This window comes from Novacetimonas cocois, from assembly GCF_003311635.1.
GTDB lineage: Bacteria > Pseudomonadota > Alphaproteobacteria > Acetobacterales > Acetobacteraceae > Novacetimonas > Novacetimonas cocois.
Map to the genome: position 1 here is coordinate 35,385 of NZ_QEXL01000004.1, position 18,687 is coordinate 54,071.

An 18,687-nucleotide genomic window follows, 5' to 3' on the forward strand; every position below is an offset into this window, starting at 1 on the left:
CCCGCCCGGCCATGGGCGCGAGGCGCCTGCGGCCATGGCGCGCGGGATTATTTCTTCTTGCTCGGCGCGCTCAGCGTCGGCGTGGCGCCCTGCGTCAGGTTGCGTCCAAGGGCCGAGTCCTCACGCAGGCGGGCATTCTCCGCCTTGGCATTGACCACGTTGCCCGCGCCGCCACCGTGCCAGAACATCAGGTGATCGACAAAGCTGGTGCCCGCCTTGCCCAGTTCCCCGCGATCGGGCGCATTGGACGCCTCGTTCGCCTCGCCCACCAGCGCGGTCTGGCCCGGGCTGTCCTGCCCGTAGGACCCCTGGAGGGCGACGTTGGGCGACAGGGTTTCCAGCGCCTGCATGCGCGGGTTGGAATCCTGCGCATGCTGGATGGCCGCGCTGTTGGGCGCGCCCAGTTCGTCCGAAGGAGGCATCGAAAGCGGCGTGCGCGTCGTGACGGTGTATTCGTCAGGCATGCTGCGTTCCAGCCCGAACGCACGCGAAACATCCCCCCCCGAGCAGCCGGTCAGGGAAAGACCGCCCGTCGCGACCAGAGCAAGGGAAAGGGTTCTGAAAGCCATGGATGCCATGATTCGCCTATTACCGCCCCCGTAACGGTTCGGCAAGCGCCGCTGTGACATTCTGTCCTATCCCCTGTCGCGATCGAAAAGATTATCAATAATCAGCACTGCCACACCGCAGTCAATCGCCGCATCGGCAAGGTTGAATACCGGCCATGACCATCCATAGGCATGCAGGTGCACGAAATCGACCACCGCGCCGAACTGCAGCCGGTCGATGACATTGCCGACCGCCCCCCCCATGATCGCGCCCAGCGCGCCCGCGACCCACGGGTGCGGCGTGCGTGCCGCCCATACGCCCAGCAACGCGACGATGCCCAGCGCCACGACCGAAAAGATGATGCGGCCCGCCGTCCCCACGCCACCCAGCATCCCGAAGGTGATGGCGTGGTTCCAGACCATGGTGAAATTCAGCCCCGGCATCAGGGCGACGCTCTGGCGTCCCGGCAGGTCATACCCGTGCAGGATCCAGTGCTTGGTGGCCTGATCCAGGCCAAGGACAAGGGCGAAGAACAGGACCGTCCATCCCGCCCGGCTGACCCTGCGCCGCCGTCGCGGCGCGGGATCAAGCATGCCAGATCCTGACATGACGGATAAACTCACGCCCCGCCCTGCACCACGTCATTGCATCGCAGGCACAGCTGCGGATGCGCGGCGATGGTTCCCACTTCCTCAAGCACCTTCCAGCAGCGCGCGCACTTGTGGCCCGACGCGGCGCGGACGACGGGACCGCCATGCGGCGTGCCCTGCACCCCGTCCTGCACCCCGTCCGGCTGGTCCAGATAGATCGGGGCGCTGCCCGCCTCGATCGAAACATCCACCTGCGAGACGATCGCCAGTTCGCACCAGTCCACCTCGCCGAAAACGCTGGCCTCCTGCTCCGCCAGCGGCAGCGTGACCGCCGCCTGCAGCGACGACCCCACGATGCCGTTGCGACGCGCGGTCTCGATTTCGGTGGTGATGACGCGCCGCACGCCACGCAGCATGGCCCAGCGATCCTCCAGCGCGGGCTGGTGCCACTGCGCCGGGATGTCGGGGAAAGGCTGCAGATGGATGCTCTGCGTATTGCCCGGCCGCGCCAGCCACGCCTCCTCCGCCGTGAAGACCAGAACGGGGGCCAGCCACGCGCACAGGCAGCGGTGCAGATGGTCCAGAACCGTGCGCGCCGCCCGGCGCTTGGGGCTGGCGGGACCATCGCAGTAGATCGCGTCCTTGCGCACGTCGAAATAGAACGCCGAAAGGTCGGCAGCGCAGAAGCCGTGCAGCGCGGGATAGACCCCCACCCATTCATGCGTTTCCACCGCGCGCGCCACCAGCCCGCCAAGTTCGCCCAGACGGTGCAGCACCCAGCGTTCCAGTTCCGGCAGGTCGTCATAGGCGACCCGCTCCTCCTCGGAGAAACCATCGAGCGCGCCGAGCAGCCAGCGCAGCGTATTGCGCAGACGGCGGTAAAGCTCACCCTGCTGCTTGAGGATGTCCTTGCCGATGCGCAGGTCCTCGTTGGTGTCGGAATTCATCACCCACAGACGCAGGATATCGGCGCCGAGCGAGTCGTTGACATCCTGCGGGGCGATGACATTGCCCAGCGACTTGGACATCTTGCGCCCCTGCTCATCAAGGACGAAGCCATTGGTCACCAGCGTGCGGAACGGTGCCACGCCCTTCGTTCCCACGCTTTCGAGCAGCGAGGACTGGAACCAGCCGCGATGCTGGTCCGAACCTTCGAGGTAGACATCGGCGGGGAACGGCAGCCCGTCATGGCCCAGCACGAAGGCATGGGTCGAACCGCTTTCGAACCACACGTCCACGATGTCGAATACCTGTTCGTAATCTTCCGGGTCGCGCCCTTCGCCCAGGAAACGCCCCGCCGGGGAGGAATACCAAGCATCCGCCCCCTCGGCCGCGAAGGCATCGACGATGCGCTTCATCACCGCCGGGTCGCGCAGGACCTCGCCCGTGCGCTTTTCAACGAACACCGCGATCGGCACGCCCCATGCGCGCTGGCGGCTGATGCACCAGTCGGGACGCCCCTCCACCATGGAGGTCAGGCGGTTGCGCGACTGCGCGGGGACGAACGTCACCTTCTCCAGCGCCTCGAGCGCGCGCTGGCGCAGGGAGCCTTCGCCATCCATGCGGATGAACCACTGCGGCGTCGCGCGATAGATGATCGGCGCGCGCGACCGCCATGAATGGGGATAGGAATGGACCATGACCGTCCGCGCCACCAGCCCCGCCGGGGCCTGTCCCGCGGCAGCGGCATGGCGCATCACATCGGCCAGCGCGGCGCAGACCGGCTCCGCCGCCCTGAAGACATGCACACCCGCGAACAGCGGAACCCATTCGGCATAGCGGCCGTCATCCATCACCAGTTCGGTGATTTCCAGCCCGTACTGGCGGCCAAGGCTGAAATCGTCCTCGCCATGGGCCGGGGCGGTATGGACCAGCCCGGTGCCCGCTTCGGTCGTGACATGTTCGCCCGGCAGCATCGGCACGTCGAAATCATATCCCTGCCCCCGCAGCGGATGGGCGCAGACCGCGCCCTTCAGCGCGCGGCCCGGCAGGGTGTAAAGCACGTGATGCGCGCTGATGCCCGCCGCGGCGCAGAACGGCTCGATCAGGTCCTCCGCCACCAGGACCTTCGATTCAGGCTCCAGCAGGGCGCCGTCGGTCACGTCATCCACCCGCACCACGGCATAGGTGATGTCCGGGCCATAGGCGATGGCGCGGTTGGCGGGGATCGTCCACGGCGTCGTGGTCCAGATGACCGCCGCCACGTCCTCCAGCGCATGGGCCGGGGTGGGGTCGTGGATGATGGGAAAGGCCACGTGGATGGCCGTGGATTCGTGATCGCGGTATTCGATCTCCGCCTCCGCCAGGGCGGTCTTTTCAACCGGACTCCACATGACGGGGCGCAGGCCGCGATACAGCAGCCCGTTGAGCAGGAATTTCCCGATTTCGCCCACGATCGCCGCCTCGGACGAAAAATCCATCGTGGCGTAACGTCGCGCCCATTCCGCCTGCACGCCGAGGCGGCGGAATTCGGCGGCCTGGATATCCAGCCATTTCTGGGCATAGGCACGGCATTCGGCACGGAACTGCAGGACGGGAACGCCATCCTTGTCCTGTCCGCGCTTGCGGTATTCCTCTTCGATCTTCCATTCGATCGGCAGGCCGTGACAGTCCCAGCCGGGAATGTAATGCACGCCATAACCCGACATGCGGTGCGCGCGGTTGATGACGTCCTTGAGGATCTTGTTCAGGGCATGACCGATATGCAGGTGGCCGTTGGCATAGGGCGGGCCATCATGCAGCATGAAGACCTGCCGCCCCTGCGACTGCTGGAACAGGCTGTCGTCGAGCCCTTCCGCGGCCCAGCGCTCCAGCATCTCGGGCTCCCGTTTCGGCAGGCTGCCGCGCATGGGAAAGGAGGTGGTGGGAAGGAACACCGTCTCCCGATAGAGATCCTGTGGTTTTGACTCGGTCATGACCCTGTTTTCTGACTGCTTGATCCAAAGAAACATGGAGGGACGGGACATGCCCCGTACAACCGCAACGCAACCTTATGGGGAGGCGGCGGCCCCGCGGTCAAGCTTTCGCGACGCGCCCGCCCGGCGTTCGCTTTCCCCCGACCGTCCTGCCGACAGCCCTGCCTGCCGCTTTTCCTGCCTGTCCCGGCCACTCACGTCCCGTTCATCGCGAGGAGGTAGTCGCGCGCGGCCTGCGTATCGCGCGCGATCTGTGCGCGCAGGGCGTCCAGCCCGTCGAATTTCCGTTCCTCGCGCAGCAGGGTATGCAACGCTACCGACAGGGTATGGCCGTACAGATCGCCCTCGAAATCCAGCAGGTGGACCTCCAGCCGGCTTTCCTGCCCGTCATTGATGGTCGGACGGCGGCCGATGTTCGCGACACCGGGACAGGTGCGGCCATCGGTCATGCGCACGCTGACGGCATAGACCCCGCGCGCGGGTTCCAGATGGCGGCCAAGGGCGATGTTGGCGGTGGGAAAGCCCAGCAGGCGCCCCCGCTTGTCCCCATGTTCCACCTGGCCACGGATCGACCACGGACGGCCCAGTTCCTCCGCCGCGCGTTCGGGATATCCCTCCTGCAGCAGGCGGCGGATGCGGGTGGAGGAATAGGGCCCAGCCGCGTCGCACAGGGCGGGCACCACCGTAAGGCCGATATCCAGCGCCTGCGCCTCCTGCGCGAGGAAGGCGACATTGCCGCGCCTGCGATGGCCGAACGCGAAGTCCGCGCCACAGCCGACATGCTGCACCCCCAAGCCGGCATGCAGGACATCGGTCACGAATTCCTCGGCGCTCATGGCGCTGAACTGCGGGGTGAAGGGTATCTGGAAGACGTGCTTCACCCCGAGCGCCACGAGGGCGGAAAACCGTTCGTCAGGCAGCGTCAGGCGAAAGGGCGGGTCCTGCGGCCGGAACAGTTCGCGGGGATGCGGCTCGAACGTCACGACCGCCAGTTCGCGGTCCGGGCGCGCGGCATGCAGCGTGCGCAGCAGGTGGACATGGCCCAGATGCACCCCGTCGAAATTGCCCAGCGCCGCGACCGCGCCGCGCGCGCTGTCGGGAATGTCGCGCCAGTCGGTGTAAAGATGCGCCCTCATGCCGCCACCGGCAGGCCGAACATGTGGCTGACCTCCCCGAACGTGGCGGCGACGCGATGGGTCGTCCCGGCGACGGTGCCATCCTCGGACCGCGCGATCTGGCATGTCCGCAGCCCCGCCTGCGCCGCCGCATCGAGTTCGGCCACGACATCGGACAGGAACAGCACGTCCGCCGCCACCCACCCGGCCTGCGCCATGATATGGGCGTAGCTCGCGGCCGCGCGCTTGCCCCCCATCGCAAGGTCGTAAAACCCGTCGAACAGGGCCGTCACGTCGCCTTCGTCCGTATGGCCGTAAATCAGCTTCTGCGCCGCGACGGAGCCGGAGGAATAGACCGCAAGCCGGATCCCGGCCGCCGACCATGTCCGCAGCGCGGGCAGGACGTCGGGATACATCCGCGCGCTCAGCCGTCCCGTGCGATACCCCTGCGCCCAGGCGATTCCCTGCAATGTCTTGAGCGGGGCTATCTTCTCGTCACGGTCCATCCACGCCTCAAGCTGCGTCAGGGGATCCACGCCGGGGGCAAGGCGCGTGACCTCCGCGATCGCGGCACGGACCTGCGGGTCGTCGGCATGTTCACGCAGCAGGGCCGGCAGCGCCGCGCGCGCATAGGGAAACAGCACGTCATGAACGAAGGAGACCGGGATGGTCGTCCCCTCGATATCGAGCAGGACGGCACGGGGCGGCGTGGAACGGGATGGCGAGGGATCAGGTGGCAATTTTACACCCTTTTATCGTCAGGGGCGGCAAAGCGCAGCGCGATGTCATCGCCGGTATAGCGCGCGATCCATCCATCGGGATTGGTAAAGACCCGCAACGCCACGAAATCGGGATCCGCGCCGCCATCGAACCAGTGGGGCACGCCGGCGGGAACCGAAATCAGGTCGCCGGCGGTGCAGCGGACATTGAATACCTGCCTGTCCACATGCAGGACGAAGTCCCCATGTCCATGCACGAAAAACCTGATTTCGTCCTCGGCATGGACATGCTCGCTCAGGAACTTCCGCCGCGCGGCGTCCCAGCCCTCGCCCGCGCCGTGCATGCTGACGACATCGGCGGACCCTGCCCCCGTTTCGCCCATCAGCTGATCGAGATAGGGGCGGTAGATCTCCAGCACCTCGTCCGCCGGGGCGTCGCGGGGCGGGATCACGGGGCTGTCCCAGCGTTCGAAACGCACGCCGATTTTCCCGAGGATCGCGGCCATCTCGTCCCCATCCCCGGTCCGCAGGAGCGGGGTTGCGGGATTGTCGTCGCGATAGAGGGCAAGGCTGCTCATGCCCGGATTTTCCGTTTTTCCAGTTCGCACGCCAGAAGGAATTCCAGCCCCTCCAGCCGGGCAAGGGCCATGTCCATGTCGTCGCCCCAGACATAAACGCCATGCCCCCGGATCACGTATCCCATGTGCATTTCGGCAAGGTGCGGCGCGACAGCCTGCGCAAGGCGGGCAATGTCCTGGTCATTGTCGAAGACCGGCAGGCGCAGGCTGACATCGTGGGTTTTCTGCCCCTCGAACACCTTGAGCACCTCGTATCCCGACAGGACGAGCGCGTCATCCGCCAGCATCGACAGCACGGTGGAGGCCACGGAATGACCATGCAGCACCGCCCCCGTGCGCGGGAATGCGGCATAGATCTGGCAGTGCAGCAGGGTTTCGGCGCTGGGCCGGTCGCCGGCATGCACGGGCGTGCCATCCGCCGTGACCTCGATCACGCCATGGGGCGTCAGCATGCCCTTGTGCCCGCCCGAACGCGTGATCGCGATCAGCCCGTCAGGCAGGCGACAGCTGATGTTGCCCGCCGTCGCGGGCACCCACCCAAAACGATCCATCCGGCGTCCCGCCGCGATGATGTCGTCCACCGCGACCGCGCGCGGGTCGGAAGAAATAACCTTGTCCATCGAACCTTCACGACTGCTCTGGCAGGCCTGCCCCGGCGATCCGCCGCACGGCCTGTCTGGCCGCAGGTGGCCTCATGCCGCCCCGCCTGCCGCCCTGCCTATTTTACGTTGTGGCCCGACGGCTGGCTGCTTTCGGTGAAGTTCGCATCGCGCTGCTGCGTGGCGGGGCCGGATATGTGGCCGCCCGCGTTCTGCTGCGACGGGGTGACGGGTTCGTCATCGGCGATGTTCTTCTTGAACGTCTTGATGCCGCGCGCCATGTCGCCCATCAACGAGCTGATCTTGCCCCCGCCCCCAAACAGCACAAGCACGACCGCAAGAACGATCAGCCAATGTCCCCAGCTCAAGCTACCCATAACACCCTCGATTTCCGCGTCGCCGACGCAAAAGCTGTTTTTCCACGACCCATGCCGCCATGACATGTGCCAGACGCGTCTTCCCTCACATGAGGCCACGCAGTCGTTGATGCAAGCATCGCCCCGCCGCTTTTCCACCACATGATAGCATGCGGCATAGCATGCGGCCCCGATCCCGTATCGGGTCCTGTCCCCGCCCTATTTAAGCGGCAGGATAAAACCATACGCAGGATAGACACTTTTGCCGATGCCGTGAATGGGGCTCCACCAGACCTGCACCCGTGACCAGTCATTGCGACTCGATACATCAATGACGGGATCAGCGCGTCCGATGCGTCCGGGCACCCAGTTCGCCTGTTCCACCACCAGTTCGCGCGGGCCACGGACGGAACGCACCACCGCCACGTGCCCGTCCGGCAGGCGGCCGGTCGCGCGCAGTACCAGCACCGCGCCGGGCCTGGGGGCGTGCGAACGCGGGTAATGGCCCGATGCCTCCGCCCACCACTGGGCCGCTGCCCCATGTAGGTTCACCCCCGTGATCTGCCGGGCATAGGGGGCGCACTGCACCGGTCCATGCCAGCTTCCGCTGCCGCCACCGGCACAGCCCGCCACGACCGGCAGCACCGCCACCACCGCGATCCGCGCCGCCCGGCATATCGCCACACGCACCGTGCTTCGCACCCTGTCGCGCCGTTGTCCGCCCTGTCCGAAACGCCGCCCGCCCCCTTCTTGCGGCATCACGCGGATTTCATGCGCCATATGCGTTCCTCTGCCTCCTGCGCGTCCATCTCCAGCGCGCGAAGGGCAATATCGCGCGAAAAACCCGATCGCGCCATCGCCTCCATCGCACGGCGGTCCCGCGTGGCGGCGGCCTCCCCTTCCTCTTCGGGGCGACGGAAGGGACCGGCCCGCCGCTTGCGCACGAATACGAGGGCTGCTGCAAGCTCGGTTTCGCGGCCCTCCTCCCCCCGCGCGCCCAGCGTTTCCTCCATCGCCTGCGTGACCACGGCGCCATCGACGCCCCGCGCGGCCAGGTGCGCGCCGATCGCCCGGCGCGACCGGCCCGCCCGCGTCAGGGAACGCGCGCGTGATTCGCTGAACCGCGCGTCATCGACCGCGCCAAGCGCCTGCATGTCGGCAATGACGGCGGTGATGTCCGGGGCGGATTCGGCAATGCGGCCCGCGATGTCCGCAGGCTCCATGCCCTCGGCCTGCGCCCTGCGGCCCCAGCGCTGCATCACCCGCGTCAGGACCCGCTCCATCCCCGCGACGGTGGTGGAAAAACGCGCGACATGCGACAGCGCCGCCGCCCGCAGCGCCGCGCGATCCGGCGCGGGACCGGCCGGACGCGGGGCGTCCCCCCGCCGCGTGGTGCGGCCCGCGCGGCAGGATGCGGGGCGGCGCGTGGGCATGCCAGGATCATCCGTATCATCCGTCATGGCCCCATTGTGCCATATCCCGCCCCGCCAGGGCGACAGGCCGGCAGGCGCCACGCCGGGCAATGCCGTAAAAAAAACGCGGCCCACGCATGGAACCCACGACAGGGTGAATACCGATAGATGGTTGCATTTGCGCCACTGCGGCAATATTCTTTCCAATTCCGTGAAATAAGGGTGTGTCCGCATGAGGCATGACACGCCAGTCACGGAAGCCGGAAACGCAGCGCAGGCCCACCCTCACGGCGTGGGCTTTTCACGTTGTTTTCCACGAAAAGCTTTCCAACCGAGCAACGAAATCACAAGGCAATTCCATGATTCCCGCCCTGATGCCGACATTCAATCGCACCGACCTCGCTTTCGAGCGGGGAGAAGGCGCCTGGCTGTACACGGCGGACGGGCGACGATTCCTCGATTTCGGGGCGGGGATCGCGACCTCCTCGCTGGGGCATAACAATCCCCACCTCGTCAACGCCATCGCACAGCAGGCGGCGCGGGTGATGCATGTCTCCAACCTCTACCGCATCCCGCAGGCGGAAAAGCTGGCCGAGCGACTCGTCGCCGCGAGCTTTGCCGACAGCGTCTTTTTCTGCAATTCGGGCGCCGAGGCGAACGAGGGCATGATCAAGATGATCCGCCGCGCGCAGGCCAAGAGCGGCCATCCGGAGCGCGTGCGCATCATCTGTTTCAACGGCGCGTTCCACGGGCGCACGCTGGCGACGCTGGCGGCGACGGGAAATGCGAAATACCTCGACGGGTTCGGCCCGGTGGTGGAGGGTTTCGACCATGTGCCGCTGAACAACATGAACGCCGTGCGCGCCGCCATCACGGACGAGACGGCGGGCATCATGATCGAACCCGTGCAGGGCGAAAGCGGCATCAACCTTGCCGATCCGCGCTTCCTGCGCGAACTGCGCGCCGCGTGCGACGAGTACGGCCTGTTCCTTGGCATGGACGAGGTCCAGTGCGGCATGGGACGGACGGGCAGGCTGTTCGCCCATGAATGGTCGGGCGTCACCCCCGATGTCATGACCACGGCCAAGGGCATCGCAGGCGGCTTCCCCATGGGGGCGATCCTGGCGACCGAACAGGTCGCCCGCCACATGACGCCCGGCAGCCACGGCACGACGTTCGGCGGCAACCCGCTGGCATGCGCCGCGGCGAACGCGGTCCTCGACGTCATCCTCGCCCCCGGTTTCCTTGAACAGGTCCAGGCGCGCGGGGCGATGCTGGGGCGCGAATTCGATACGCTCGTCGCGCGTTATCCCGATGTCTTTTCCGCCCATCGCGGCGTCGGCCTGATGATCGGCCTGCAGTGCGTCGCACCCGTGTCCGCGGTGCAGGACGCGGCAATGCACGAAGGGATGCTCAGCGTCACGGCCGGCGGCAACGTCCTGCGCCTTGTCCCGCCCCTGACCGTCACGGAAGAAGACTGCCGCATGGCGGGCGAAATGCTGGACCGCGCGGCGCGGCGCGTGCATGCCGACATCGCTGCCTCGGCCGCACGGGCGGAGAGCGTGGCATGAACGCGATCAGACCCGACATGCCCAGCCGGGCACAGCCGCGCCACTTCCTCGACCTGAAGGATCTGGACGCCGCCACCCTGCGCGCCATTCTTGACGTCGCGGCCGGGATCAAGCGCATGCAGCACGGGCGCGCCCGTCCGCTGCATCCGCGCCTGCCGCTGCGGGGGCGCGCGCTGGGGCTGATGCTGTCCAAGCCGTCAACCCGCACGCGCGTATCGTTCGAGGTCGGGATGCGCCAGCTGGGCGGTGACGTGGTCCTGCTGTCGCCGGGCGACATGCAGCTGGGGCGCGGGGAAACCATCGCCGATACCGCGCGCGTGCTGTCGCGGTTCGTCGATGCGCTGGTCCTGCGCACCGGCAGGACGGCAAACCTGCGCGAGCTTGCGAAATGGAGCAGCGTGCCCGTCATCAACGGCCTGACGCCGGATTCCCATCCGGTGCAGATCCTGGCGGACATCATGACGTTCGAGGAACATCGCGGCCCCATTACCGGGCGGCTGCTGGCATGGGTGGGCGACGGCAACAACGTCGCCACCTCGTTCATCGAGGCGGCGGCCCGGTTCGGCTTCCGCCTGCGCCTCGCCACGCCGCCGACGCATGCGCCGGACGCGCGCGCGGTGGAATGGGCGCGCGCCAACGGGGCGGACATCACGGTGTGCACGGATGCGGCGCAGGCCGTGGCAGGGGCGGATGCCGTCATCACCGACACATGGGTCAGCATGTCCGACAACGCGTCGGAACAGCGCGCCAGCGCGTTCGAACCCTATCGCGTGGACGCGGCCCTGATGGCGCGTGCGGCCCCCGATGCCCTTTTCCTGCACTGCCTGCCCGCCCATATAGGCGAGGAAGTGACCGCCGACGTGTTCGAAGGCCCGCATTCCGTGGTCTTTGACGAGGCCGAAAACCGCCTGCATGCCCAGAAGGGGCTGCTGGTCTGGGCCCTGTGCGGCGATGACTGGCAGAGCTTTGGAAAGGAAAATCCCTGACATGACCGGCCCCGCAGAACAGCCCGCCCTGCCCAGCACGACGGAAGACACCGCAAGTGTCCCCGGATGGGTGGAAAAAAGCGTCAATGACATCTTTGCCGCGCTGCCGGGGGCGGGATCGGGGGCGGGGTCGGGCGCGCCGCTTGACGCGCTGCGCGATGCCTATCTCGACTGCCTCGCCGGCGCGGGCCGGGGGGAGGACATCGATACCGAGCACGATACCTGCCGTCAGGCCCTGCTGGACCAGGTGACGGAGCGGAAGCTGCTGGATACCGCGACGACGCAGGCGCTGGCCCAGCGTCTGGAGGCGCTGGAGGCGGACATTACCGCCAACCTGTGAAAATCCCGGCCGTCCGCGTTCCCTCCGCCCGCATGAGATCCGATGACACATGATTGACACGCCAGCCTTCCTCGACACCAACCGTCCCGATACCCCCGACCTTGTGGTGGAACAGGGCGTCATGCCCTTCTACCTTGCCAGCCGCCCGGTGCGGGGCCGCCTGGTGCGTCCGGGCGTCCTGACCGACACGCTGCTGACGCGCCATGACAATCCCGATGTCGTGCTGCGCCTGGCGGGCGAGGCGCTGGCCCTTGTCGCGGGGCTGGCCTCCGCGCTGAAGTTCAAGGGATCGTTTTCCCTGCAGGCCAAGGGCGATGGCGCGGTCAGCCTGCTGGTGGCGGACTGCACCGACGCGGGCGCCCTGCGCTTTCACGTCCGTTCCGACGATGAAAAGGTCGCCGCCCTGCTGAAGGAGCATCCCGAACCCACGGCGGCGCAGCTTCTGGGATCGGGCTATCTGGCGTTCAGCGTGGATCAGGGGCCCGATACCGACATCCATCAGGGCATCGTGGAAATCACGGGCGAAAGCCTGTCGGACATGGCCGCGCACTATTTTACCACCAGCGAGCAGCATGCCTGCTGGGTGCGGCTGTTCTGCAGCAGGACCGAACGTGGATGGCGCGCCGGCGCGCTGATCCTCGAACGCATCGCGACCGAGGGTGGGCATACCTCCGACACCGCGCCGGAGGATGGCGACGATGCGTGGGAAACTGCCGTCACCCTTGCCTCCACCCTGACGGAGGCGGAAATCCTTGATGACAGCCTTTCCTCCGAAACGCTGATCTACCGCCTGTTCCATGCCGAGGACGCGTGCATCGGCCATCCCCGCGCGCTGGCGTTCGGCTGCCGCTGCAGCCGCGCGCGTCTGGCGGGCATCCTCGAGACCTTCCCGACCGACGACCTTGACCACATGGCCGAGGACGGGACGATCACCATGAACTGTTCATTCTGCAACCATGCCTTCCATTTCCGCCGTGACGAGGTGGGACGCGCCGCCGAATAAGCCCCCGGCCCGTTCCCCCGGCCCGCCCCATCTGTTTTACGGGGGGCGGAATGTGCCATGATGGCCGACGTTTCAACTTGACCTGTGGCGCGTCCGGGCCAGGACCGGACGCCAGAGCTTTTTCGGGAAATCCGTTCATGCATCCGCCCTGTCCGACCGTTCCCCGTCCCTCCCGCGCCGTGCGGGCCATGCGCATGGCGCGGCTGATGGCGCTTGGCCTGCCGCTTGTCATGCTGGGGGCGTGCCACAATGACCAGCAGCAGCCGACCATGACGTTCGCGCCGCTCAGCTACAGCAACCTCGCGCCGCTGAACCTGAACGTGGCCAGCATTTCCATCGTTGACCGGGGTCAGCCCGGAATGGTGCCCGGCGACCTGTCCAACCGCGCGCCCACGCCCCCGGACCAGGCGCTCAGACAGATGGCGCATGACCGGCTGATCGCATCCGGTGCCGGGGGGCATGGCGTGTTCACCATCGACCGCGCCTCCATCCTGCATGAACCGGGCGGCATCCTTGACGGACAGATGAATGTCCATCTCGACGTCGTGTCCGCCGATGGGCTGCGCAAGGGATACGCGGTGGCGCAGGTCACGCGCTCCTACGACCCCAAGGCGACGAAGGGCAACACCGATACGACCGCGAACCTGTATGAACTCGTCAACCTGATGATGCAGGACATGAACCGGGAACTGGAATCCCAGATCCGCAACAACCTCGGCAACTGGCTGACAACCGCGCCGGTCGCAGGGGCGGTGTCGGAACAGTCGCTTGACGGTGCGTCACCCGGCACGGGCGGGGCACAGACCGTGACGATGCCCATGCCCAACACGACGTCGTCGGACACGCCGGCCGCCGTTTCGTCAACGCCCGCCGCAACGTCTAACGCGCCGGCGGCCCCTGCGGCTCCGGCGGCGAATGACGGACCCGACCCCATCTTTCCCGACGGGGAACCCTCCGCCACGACCACGACAACGACGACCAGGACGCCCCGCCTGCGTTCGCCCCAGCCGGGATACCTGACCCTGCCGCCTTCCGGCACAAACAGCACCAGCGGCACCAACTGATCCGGTGCGGGAAGGCGTGGCCTTCCCGCCGTCCCGGCGCGCCCTATTGCGCGCCGATCGTCCGCAGCACCAGCCCCGGCGTCAGTATCTGGGGCAGGACGATCCCCTCCTGATGCGTGGGGTAATAGACGTATAACGGCACCCCGTCGCGCCCGTGATCGCGCAGGAAGGCGGTGATCGCCGCGTCGCGCCCGGTCCAGTCGCCCTTCATGTAAACGACACCCTGCCGGGCAAAGGCATCGCGCACATGCTGCGGCGACAGGGCGACACGTTCATTCACCAGACATGAAATGCACCATGCCGCCGTCATGTCGATGAAGACCGGCCTGCCCTGCGCCCGCAGGGCGTCAAGCCGCGCCTGCGAAAATGCCTCCGTCCCGTCCGTGGCCTGAGCCTGCGTGGCGTCCGCGCCCTGCGGGGCAAGGGCAGGCATGACCATCAGCACGCCACCCAGCGCAAGGCCGATGGCAAACAGCGCCCCGCCCCGGCAGCCAAGGATGAAGCCCTCCTTCCCCGTGCCGGTCATCGCCGCGTCCTGCGCCATGCGCACCAGCCACGTCGCCAGCGCAATCAGCACCATTCCCCCCGCCAGCACCGGCACCGCGACCTGACCGCCCTGCAATGTCGCGACCCACGCCAGCCACACGCATGTCGCCAGCATGGGAAAGGCCAGCGCCTGACGCACGATTTCCATCCACGCCCCCGGACGCGGCAGCAGCCGAACCAGCCCCGGCACCATCGCCAGCAGCAGGTAAGGTGCGGCAAGGCCCAGCCCCATGGCGACAAAGATCACGATTCCCACCACCGGCGACGCCGAAAGCGCGCCGGCGACCGCCGCCCCCATGAACGGCGCGGTGCAGGGCGTGGCGACCACGACCGCCAGCACGCCGGTCAGGAAATCCCCCATATGCCCCGACAGCGTCCCCCCGCCACCCAGCGCCGCAATGCGCATCCCGAAGGAAAAGACCCCCAGCAGGTTGAGCGAAATGGCGAACAGCAGCCAGCACATCAGCGTGACGAACGTCACCGACTGGAACTGGAATCCCCACCCCACGACATTGCCCGCCATGCGCAGGCCCACGATCACCACGCCCAGCAGCACGAAGGTCGCGACGATGCCCCCCGCATACAGCGCCGCCCCCGTCAGCGCGGCGCGGCGTTCCCCCCGCGCCATGCGTTCGAGCGAGAGGATCTTCATCGCCAGAACCGGGAACACGCACGGCATCAGGTTCAGGATCATCCCCCCCGCAAAGGCCAGCGCCACCAGACGCAGCAGCCCCGCGCCGCCGCCCGCAGGGGGGGCGGACGCCATCGCGGGCGCGCCCCCCGGCTGCGCGGTGATCGCCAGCGCCTGTTCGCGGCCCGACACGTCGCGGATGACCACGATGCCAGACAGGGGCGCATCCTTGTGGAACCCGTCCGCCACCTTCAGCCCCAGCTGCAGCAGCCCGTCACGCACATGCAGCGGCTGCGGCGCATCGTGATCGATCAGCCCCGGCTGTTCAGGCATGAACCATGCCTCCCGGACCATGGCGGGCGACAGTCCCGCCCCCATCAGCGACAGCGTGCCGTCGGCGGCGATCCGCGCGGCAAAGGGGGAGGCCACCGGACGCTGCGCCGCCGCGCGGGCGAAAAGCGGCGCCTGCGCGGAAGGGGAAAGCGGCCCGCGCGGCAGCGTCAGGCTGAATTCGCCATGTTCGGGCACGCAGACGGTGGCGCAGACCAGCCAGTCGGCGGTGGCGTCCACCACCATGTCGGCCCCCTCCTTCGCCTCGCGCGGTTCCAGGCGCACCGGCAGCAGCACGTCGCCGGTATAGGCATAGGACATCAGCGGCCCGTCACTCAGCCGCTGCGGCACCGGCCATTCGATGGGGCCGCCTTCGCCCACCGCCCCACCGGACGCATGCAGCGCCAGCGTCACCGCCTCCCCCGCGTCGCCGGGGTTCAGCCAGTACGTATGCCATCCCGGCGCCAGCTGCAGGCGCAGGCCGAAATGCATCTCCTGTCCCGGCATGAAGGTGTCGCTGTCGCTGAGCAGCGTTGCCGTGCCGTGCGGGCTGGAAACCGGCGTGCTCTGCGCGGCAAGCCCGGTGCGCGGCAGGACGGGGGCAAGGCATGTCACGACGCACAGCGTGAAGAGTAAGCGCAAGATTGCCACGCAGGAACACTCCGTCAGGGTCGATGGGGGCGAAAGGCCTGTATTATATAATCGTATGCGGCCGTTCAGGCATTGCCGCGCGCATGTCGCACACGTCATAAAGCACGATATGGCGTCCGATCCATCCCTGCAAAATCCGCTTTTCCCACCCGACCTGTTCCCGCCCGGCGCGGCACCCGGCACCGACCTGCCCGTGGCGGAGGCACTGCCGCGGCTGCGCGCCGCACTGGACCAGGGGGGCGGCGCGGTGCTGGTGGCGCCCCCCGGCGCGGGCAAGACGACGCTGGTCCCCCTCGCGCTGCTGGCCGCGCCGTGGCGGGGGGACGGGCGCATCGTGATGCTTGAACCCCGCCGCCTGGCCGCCCGTGCGGCCGCGCGACGGATGGCGGAACTGATCGGGGAGGAACCGGGCGGCCTGATCGGGTATCGCACGCGGCTTGACGGCGCGTCCTCCGCCGCGACGCGAATCGAGGTGGTGACCGAGGGGCTGCTGGTGCGCCGGCTGCTGGCGGATCCGACGCTGGATGGCGTCGCCTGCGTCATCTTTGACGAAATCCACGAACGCTCCGTCGATGTGGACGCGGCGCTGGCCTTCTGCCTTGACCTGCAGCGCGAACTGCGGCCCGACCTGCGGCTGGTGGCGATGTCGGCCACGACGGACGCGGCCACCCTGTCGCAACGGATGGACGCGCCGGTCATCGAAAGCGCGGGGCGCATGTTCCCCGTCGAAATCCGCCACGCGCGTCGCGACATCCCCCACCAGCGCGACCTGCCCGACGCCATGGCGCACGCGATCCGCGCCGCCCTGGCGGAGGAAGAAGGCGACATCCTCGCCTTCCTGCCCGGCGTTGGCGAAATCCGCCGCACGCAGGCCGCCCTGGCCGACGTGGCGGCGGAGGTCCTGCCACTGTATGGCGAACTTCCCCCCGGGGAGCAGGATTACGTCCTGCGGCCCCATACGCAGGGGCGACGGGTGATCCTGTCCACCTCCATCGCGGAAACGTCGCTGACGGTGCCGGGGGTACGGATCGTGATCGATGGCGGTTTCCGTCGCACGCCGCGCCTTGATGCGGGCACCGGCCTGACGAAGCTGGAGACCGCGCGCATATCACGTGCCGCCGCCGCCCAGCGCGCGGGCCGCGCGGGCCGCGTGGCGCCGGGCATCGCGATACGCCTGTGGAGCGAGACGACATCGCGCGCCATGCCGCCGCATGACCGGCCCGAAATCATGGAAGCCGAACTGACCGGCCTGCGCCTGGATACGGCGGCATGGCAGGCGGCGATGGGCACGCCGCCCGCGGACCTGCCCTTTGCCGACACGCCCCCCAACGGCGCGTTCGAGGCCGCGCGCAGCCTGCTGCTTGCGCTTGGGGCGGTGTCCGAAGACGGCCGGATTACCGAGACCGGCATCCGGATGGCGCAGCTTGGCGCGCATCCGCGCCTTGCCGCGATGATGCTGGCCGCCCGCACGCCGGGCGAGGCCGCGCTGGCCGCAGACCTTGCCGCCCTGCTGGAGGAACGCGATCCGCTGCGCCCACGCCCGTCAGGGCGCGGGCCGGGCGGCAACATCATTCCCCCCGCCGACATCCGCCTGCGCCTCGACCTGATCGCGGGCGGCGACCATCCGGCCGCGGACCGGAGGGCGCTGTCGCGCATCCGTCAGGCCGCGCGGCAGTACCGCCGCCGCATGGGACTGGGCCGGGAGCAGGAGGCCCACGGCGACTGCGCGGCGCTGCTGGCGGCGGCCTTTCCCGACCGCATCGCGCAGCGGCGTGGCGATATCGGGTCGTTCCGCCTGTCGGGCGGCGGCAGCGCCCGCATGGGAAAGACGGATCCCCTCGCCAGCCTGCCGCTTCTGGCGGTGGCGGGAATGCATGTCCGCACCGCGTGCGAAATCCGCCTGGCCGCGCCACTCGATCCCGAAAACCTGCCGGACAGCGTGCTGGCCCGTGCGCATGAGCAGGTAGAAACCACCATCGACCCCGCCACCGGCGCGGTGATGGCGCGTCGCCGGCTGCGGCTTGGCGCGCTGGTCCTGCGGGATCGCACCGTGACCGCCGATGCGACGGAGGTGGCCGACCTGCTGATCCGGCAGGTCGGACAGAACCTCGCGGCCGCCTTTGACTGGACGCCGCAGTGCCGGCAGCTTCAGGCCCGCGTCGCCCTTGCGCGCGACGTGCTGGACCGCGCCGACCTGCCGGACCTGTCCGACGCGGCGCTGGCCGCCAGCGTGGGGGAATGGCTGGGCGCGTGGATCGGGGGCATGGCACGCATGAGCGAAATCCGCGCGCTCGACCTGCTGGCGGTGCTGTGCGCCATGATCCCGCATGACGCGCTGCGCTGGCTGGATACGACGCTGCCCCCCGCGCTCGACCTGCCGGGGGGACGCGTGGGGATCGACTATCTCCAGCCGGTGCCGCTTGCCTCCGCGCGGGCGCAGGCCTTCTATGGCCTGAATGAGACGCCACGGATTGCGCAGGGGCGCGTCGGACTGCGGATCGCGCTGCTTTCGCCTGCGGGGCGGCCACAGGCGATCACCGCCGACCTTGCGGGGTTCTGGGCCGGTTCATGGGCCGACATGCGCCGTGACATGCGCGGCCGCTATCCCCGCCACGACTGGCCCGAGGACCCGGCGCAGGCCACGCCGTCGCGGCGGCCACCACGCCGCGGAACGTGACATGAACGCCGCAGTGCGCCAATGATTTGCCACACCTTTGCCACATGCCATGTCA

At 68.2% G+C, this 18,687-nt stretch carries 17 protein-coding genes; 6 read left to right on the top strand and 11 right to left on the bottom strand.

The genetic code is table 11. The features are described 5' to 3' along the window. Positions 1-47: 47 nt before the first annotated feature. The 10 genes from NJLHNGOC_RS03870 to NJLHNGOC_RS03915 all read right to left on the bottom strand — a co-directional run bounded on the left by NJLHNGOC_RS03870 (position 48) and on the right by NJLHNGOC_RS03915 (position 8,854). Positions 48-578, bottom strand: coding sequence for a DUF3035 domain-containing protein (locus NJLHNGOC_RS03870; protein WP_239021317.1), 531 nt, complete (start codon positions 576-578; stop codon positions 48-50). A gap of 57 nt (positions 579-635) precedes the next feature. Further along, positions 636-1,142 (bottom strand): signal peptidase II, encoded by a 507-nt coding sequence (lspA, locus tag NJLHNGOC_RS03875; RefSeq protein ID WP_113595202.1) that lies wholly within the window; start codon positions 1,140-1,142, stop codon positions 636-638. Between the two features lie 26 nt (positions 1,143-1,168). After that, positions 1,169-4,054 carry an isoleucine--tRNA ligase gene (ileS, locus tag NJLHNGOC_RS03880; RefSeq protein ID WP_113595312.1) on the bottom strand — a complete coding sequence of 962 codons (2,886 nt, stop codon included), beginning with the start codon at positions 4,052-4,054 and terminating at the stop codon, positions 1,169-1,171. Between the two features lie 194 nt (positions 4,055-4,248). Further along, on the bottom strand, positions 4,249-5,190 hold the full coding sequence (locus NJLHNGOC_RS03885) for a bifunctional riboflavin kinase/FAD synthetase (RefSeq protein ID WP_113595203.1): 942 nt from the start codon (positions 5,188-5,190) through the stop codon (positions 4,249-4,251). After that, positions 5,187-5,909 carry an acireductone synthase gene (gene mtnC, locus NJLHNGOC_RS03890; RefSeq protein ID WP_113595204.1) on the bottom strand — a complete coding sequence of 241 codons (723 nt, stop codon included), beginning with the start codon at positions 5,907-5,909 and terminating at the stop codon, positions 5,187-5,189. The genes NJLHNGOC_RS03885 and mtnC overlap by 4 nt, the downstream gene beginning before the upstream one ends. Positions 5,910-5,911: 2 nt before the next feature. Further along, positions 5,912-6,466 (bottom strand): 1,2-dihydroxy-3-keto-5-methylthiopentene dioxygenase, encoded by a 555-nt coding sequence (locus tag NJLHNGOC_RS03895; protein ID WP_113595205.1) that lies wholly within the window; start codon positions 6,464-6,466, stop codon positions 5,912-5,914. Next, positions 6,463-7,086 carry a methylthioribulose 1-phosphate dehydratase gene (locus NJLHNGOC_RS03900; protein WP_113595206.1) on the bottom strand — a complete coding sequence of 208 codons (624 nt, stop codon included), beginning with the start codon at positions 7,084-7,086 and terminating at the stop codon, positions 6,463-6,465. Before NJLHNGOC_RS03900 ends, NJLHNGOC_RS03895 begins: the two co-directional genes overlap by 4 nt. Before the next feature lie 98 nt (positions 7,087-7,184). Then, positions 7,185-7,442: a twin-arginine translocase TatA/TatE family subunit gene (gene tatA / locus NJLHNGOC_RS03905; RefSeq protein ID WP_113595313.1), complete on the bottom strand. Its 258-nt coding sequence runs from the start codon at positions 7,440-7,442 to the stop codon at positions 7,185-7,187. 198 nt (positions 7,443-7,640) lie between these two features. Continuing rightward, entirely contained in the window at positions 7,641-8,201 is a 561-nt protein-coding gene (locus NJLHNGOC_RS03910; RefSeq protein ID WP_408890518.1) for a CHAP domain-containing protein, read from the bottom strand. Continuing rightward, the gene (locus NJLHNGOC_RS03915; RefSeq protein WP_113595315.1) at positions 8,180-8,854 is read right to left on the bottom strand and encodes a regulatory protein RecX; all 675 of its coding nucleotides are present in this window, start codon (positions 8,852-8,854) and stop codon (positions 8,180-8,182) included. The genes NJLHNGOC_RS03910 and NJLHNGOC_RS03915 overlap by 22 nt, the downstream gene beginning before the upstream one ends. Before the next feature lie 338 nt (positions 8,855-9,192). Between NJLHNGOC_RS03915 and NJLHNGOC_RS03920 the strand changes: the two genes are divergently transcribed. The 5 genes from NJLHNGOC_RS03920 to NJLHNGOC_RS03940 all read left to right on the top strand — a co-directional run bounded on the left by NJLHNGOC_RS03920 (position 9,193) and on the right by NJLHNGOC_RS03940 (position 13,797). Then, positions 9,193-10,404 carry an aspartate aminotransferase family protein gene (locus NJLHNGOC_RS03920; protein WP_113595207.1) on the top strand — a complete coding sequence of 404 codons (1,212 nt, stop codon included), beginning with the start codon at positions 9,193-9,195 and terminating at the stop codon, positions 10,402-10,404. Continuing rightward, positions 10,401-11,390 (top strand): ornithine carbamoyltransferase, encoded by a 990-nt coding sequence (gene argF, locus NJLHNGOC_RS03925; protein WP_113595208.1) that lies wholly within the window; start codon positions 10,401-10,403, stop codon positions 11,388-11,390. The genes NJLHNGOC_RS03920 and argF overlap by 4 nt, the downstream gene beginning before the upstream one ends. A 1-nt stretch (position 11,391) precedes the next feature. Next, a complete protein-coding gene (locus NJLHNGOC_RS03930) occupies positions 11,392-11,730 on the top strand; it encodes a hypothetical protein (RefSeq protein ID WP_113595209.1) in 339 nt (112 codons plus the stop codon). A gap of 49 nt (positions 11,731-11,779) precedes the next feature. Further along, on the top strand, positions 11,780-12,733 hold the full coding sequence (gene hslO, locus NJLHNGOC_RS03935; RefSeq protein WP_113595210.1) for an Hsp33 family molecular chaperone HslO: 954 nt from the start codon (positions 11,780-11,782) through the stop codon (positions 12,731-12,733). Between the two features lie 137 nt (positions 12,734-12,870). Beyond that, positions 12,871-13,797 carry a hypothetical protein gene (locus NJLHNGOC_RS03940; RefSeq protein WP_113595211.1) on the top strand — a complete coding sequence of 309 codons (927 nt, stop codon included), beginning with the start codon at positions 12,871-12,873 and terminating at the stop codon, positions 13,795-13,797. Between the two features lie 43 nt (positions 13,798-13,840). Here the strand turns inward: NJLHNGOC_RS03940 and NJLHNGOC_RS03945 are convergent, their stop codons facing one another. Beyond that, entirely contained in the window at positions 13,841-15,955 is a 2,115-nt protein-coding gene (locus NJLHNGOC_RS03945) for a protein-disulfide reductase DsbD family protein (protein ID WP_408890521.1), read from the bottom strand. Positions 15,956-16,064: 109 nt separating this feature from the next. Between NJLHNGOC_RS03945 and hrpB the strand changes: the two genes are divergently transcribed. Further along, the gene (hrpB, locus tag NJLHNGOC_RS03950) at positions 16,065-18,632 is read left to right on the top strand and encodes an ATP-dependent helicase HrpB (protein ID WP_113595213.1); all 2,568 of its coding nucleotides are present in this window, start codon (positions 16,065-16,067) and stop codon (positions 18,630-18,632) included. Positions 18,633-18,687 lie beyond the last annotated feature (55 nt).

Excerpts from the sequence above, each read along its gene's own strand:
- NJLHNGOC_RS03870 (WP_239021317.1), bottom strand. The coding sequence starts at position 578 with ATGGCATCCATGGCTTTCAGAACCCTTTCCCTTGCTCTGGTCGCGACG.
- lspA (WP_113595202.1), bottom strand. The coding sequence starts at position 1,142 with ATGCTTGATCCCGCGCCGCGACGGCGGCGCAGGGTCAGCCGGGCGGGA.
- ileS (WP_113595312.1), bottom strand. The coding sequence starts at position 4,054 with ATGACCGAGTCAAAACCACAGGATCTCTATCGGGAGACGGTGTTCCTT.
- NJLHNGOC_RS03885 (WP_113595203.1), bottom strand. The coding sequence starts at position 5,190 with ATGAGGGCGCATCTTTACACCGACTGGCGCGACATTCCCGACAGCGCG.
- NJLHNGOC_RS03895 (WP_113595205.1), bottom strand. The coding sequence starts at position 6,466 with ATGAGCAGCCTTGCCCTCTATCGCGACGACAATCCCGCAACCCCGCTC.
- NJLHNGOC_RS03900 (WP_113595206.1), bottom strand. The coding sequence starts at position 7,086 with ATGGACAAGGTTATTTCTTCCGACCCGCGCGCGGTCGCGGTGGACGAC.
- tatA (WP_113595313.1), bottom strand. The coding sequence starts at position 7,442 with ATGGGTAGCTTGAGCTGGGGACATTGGCTGATCGTTCTTGCGGTCGTG.
- NJLHNGOC_RS03910 (WP_408890518.1), bottom strand. The coding sequence starts at position 8,201 with ATGGCGCATGAAATCCGCGTGATGCCGCAAGAAGGGGGCGGGCGGCGT.
- NJLHNGOC_RS03915 (WP_113595315.1), bottom strand. The coding sequence starts at position 8,854 with ATGCCCACGCGCCGCCCCGCATCCTGCCGCGCGGGCCGCACCACGCGG.
- NJLHNGOC_RS03920 (WP_113595207.1), top strand. The coding sequence starts at position 9,193 with ATGATTCCCGCCCTGATGCCGACATTCAATCGCACCGACCTCGCTTTC.
- argF (WP_113595208.1), top strand. The coding sequence starts at position 10,401 with ATGAACGCGATCAGACCCGACATGCCCAGCCGGGCACAGCCGCGCCAC.
- NJLHNGOC_RS03930 (WP_113595209.1), top strand. The coding sequence starts at position 11,392 with ATGACCGGCCCCGCAGAACAGCCCGCCCTGCCCAGCACGACGGAAGAC.
- hslO (WP_113595210.1), top strand. The coding sequence starts at position 11,780 with ATGATTGACACGCCAGCCTTCCTCGACACCAACCGTCCCGATACCCCC.
- NJLHNGOC_RS03940 (WP_113595211.1), top strand. The coding sequence starts at position 12,871 with ATGCATCCGCCCTGTCCGACCGTTCCCCGTCCCTCCCGCGCCGTGCGG.
- hrpB (WP_113595213.1), top strand. The coding sequence starts at position 16,065 with ATGGCGTCCGATCCATCCCTGCAAAATCCGCTTTTCCCACCCGACCTG.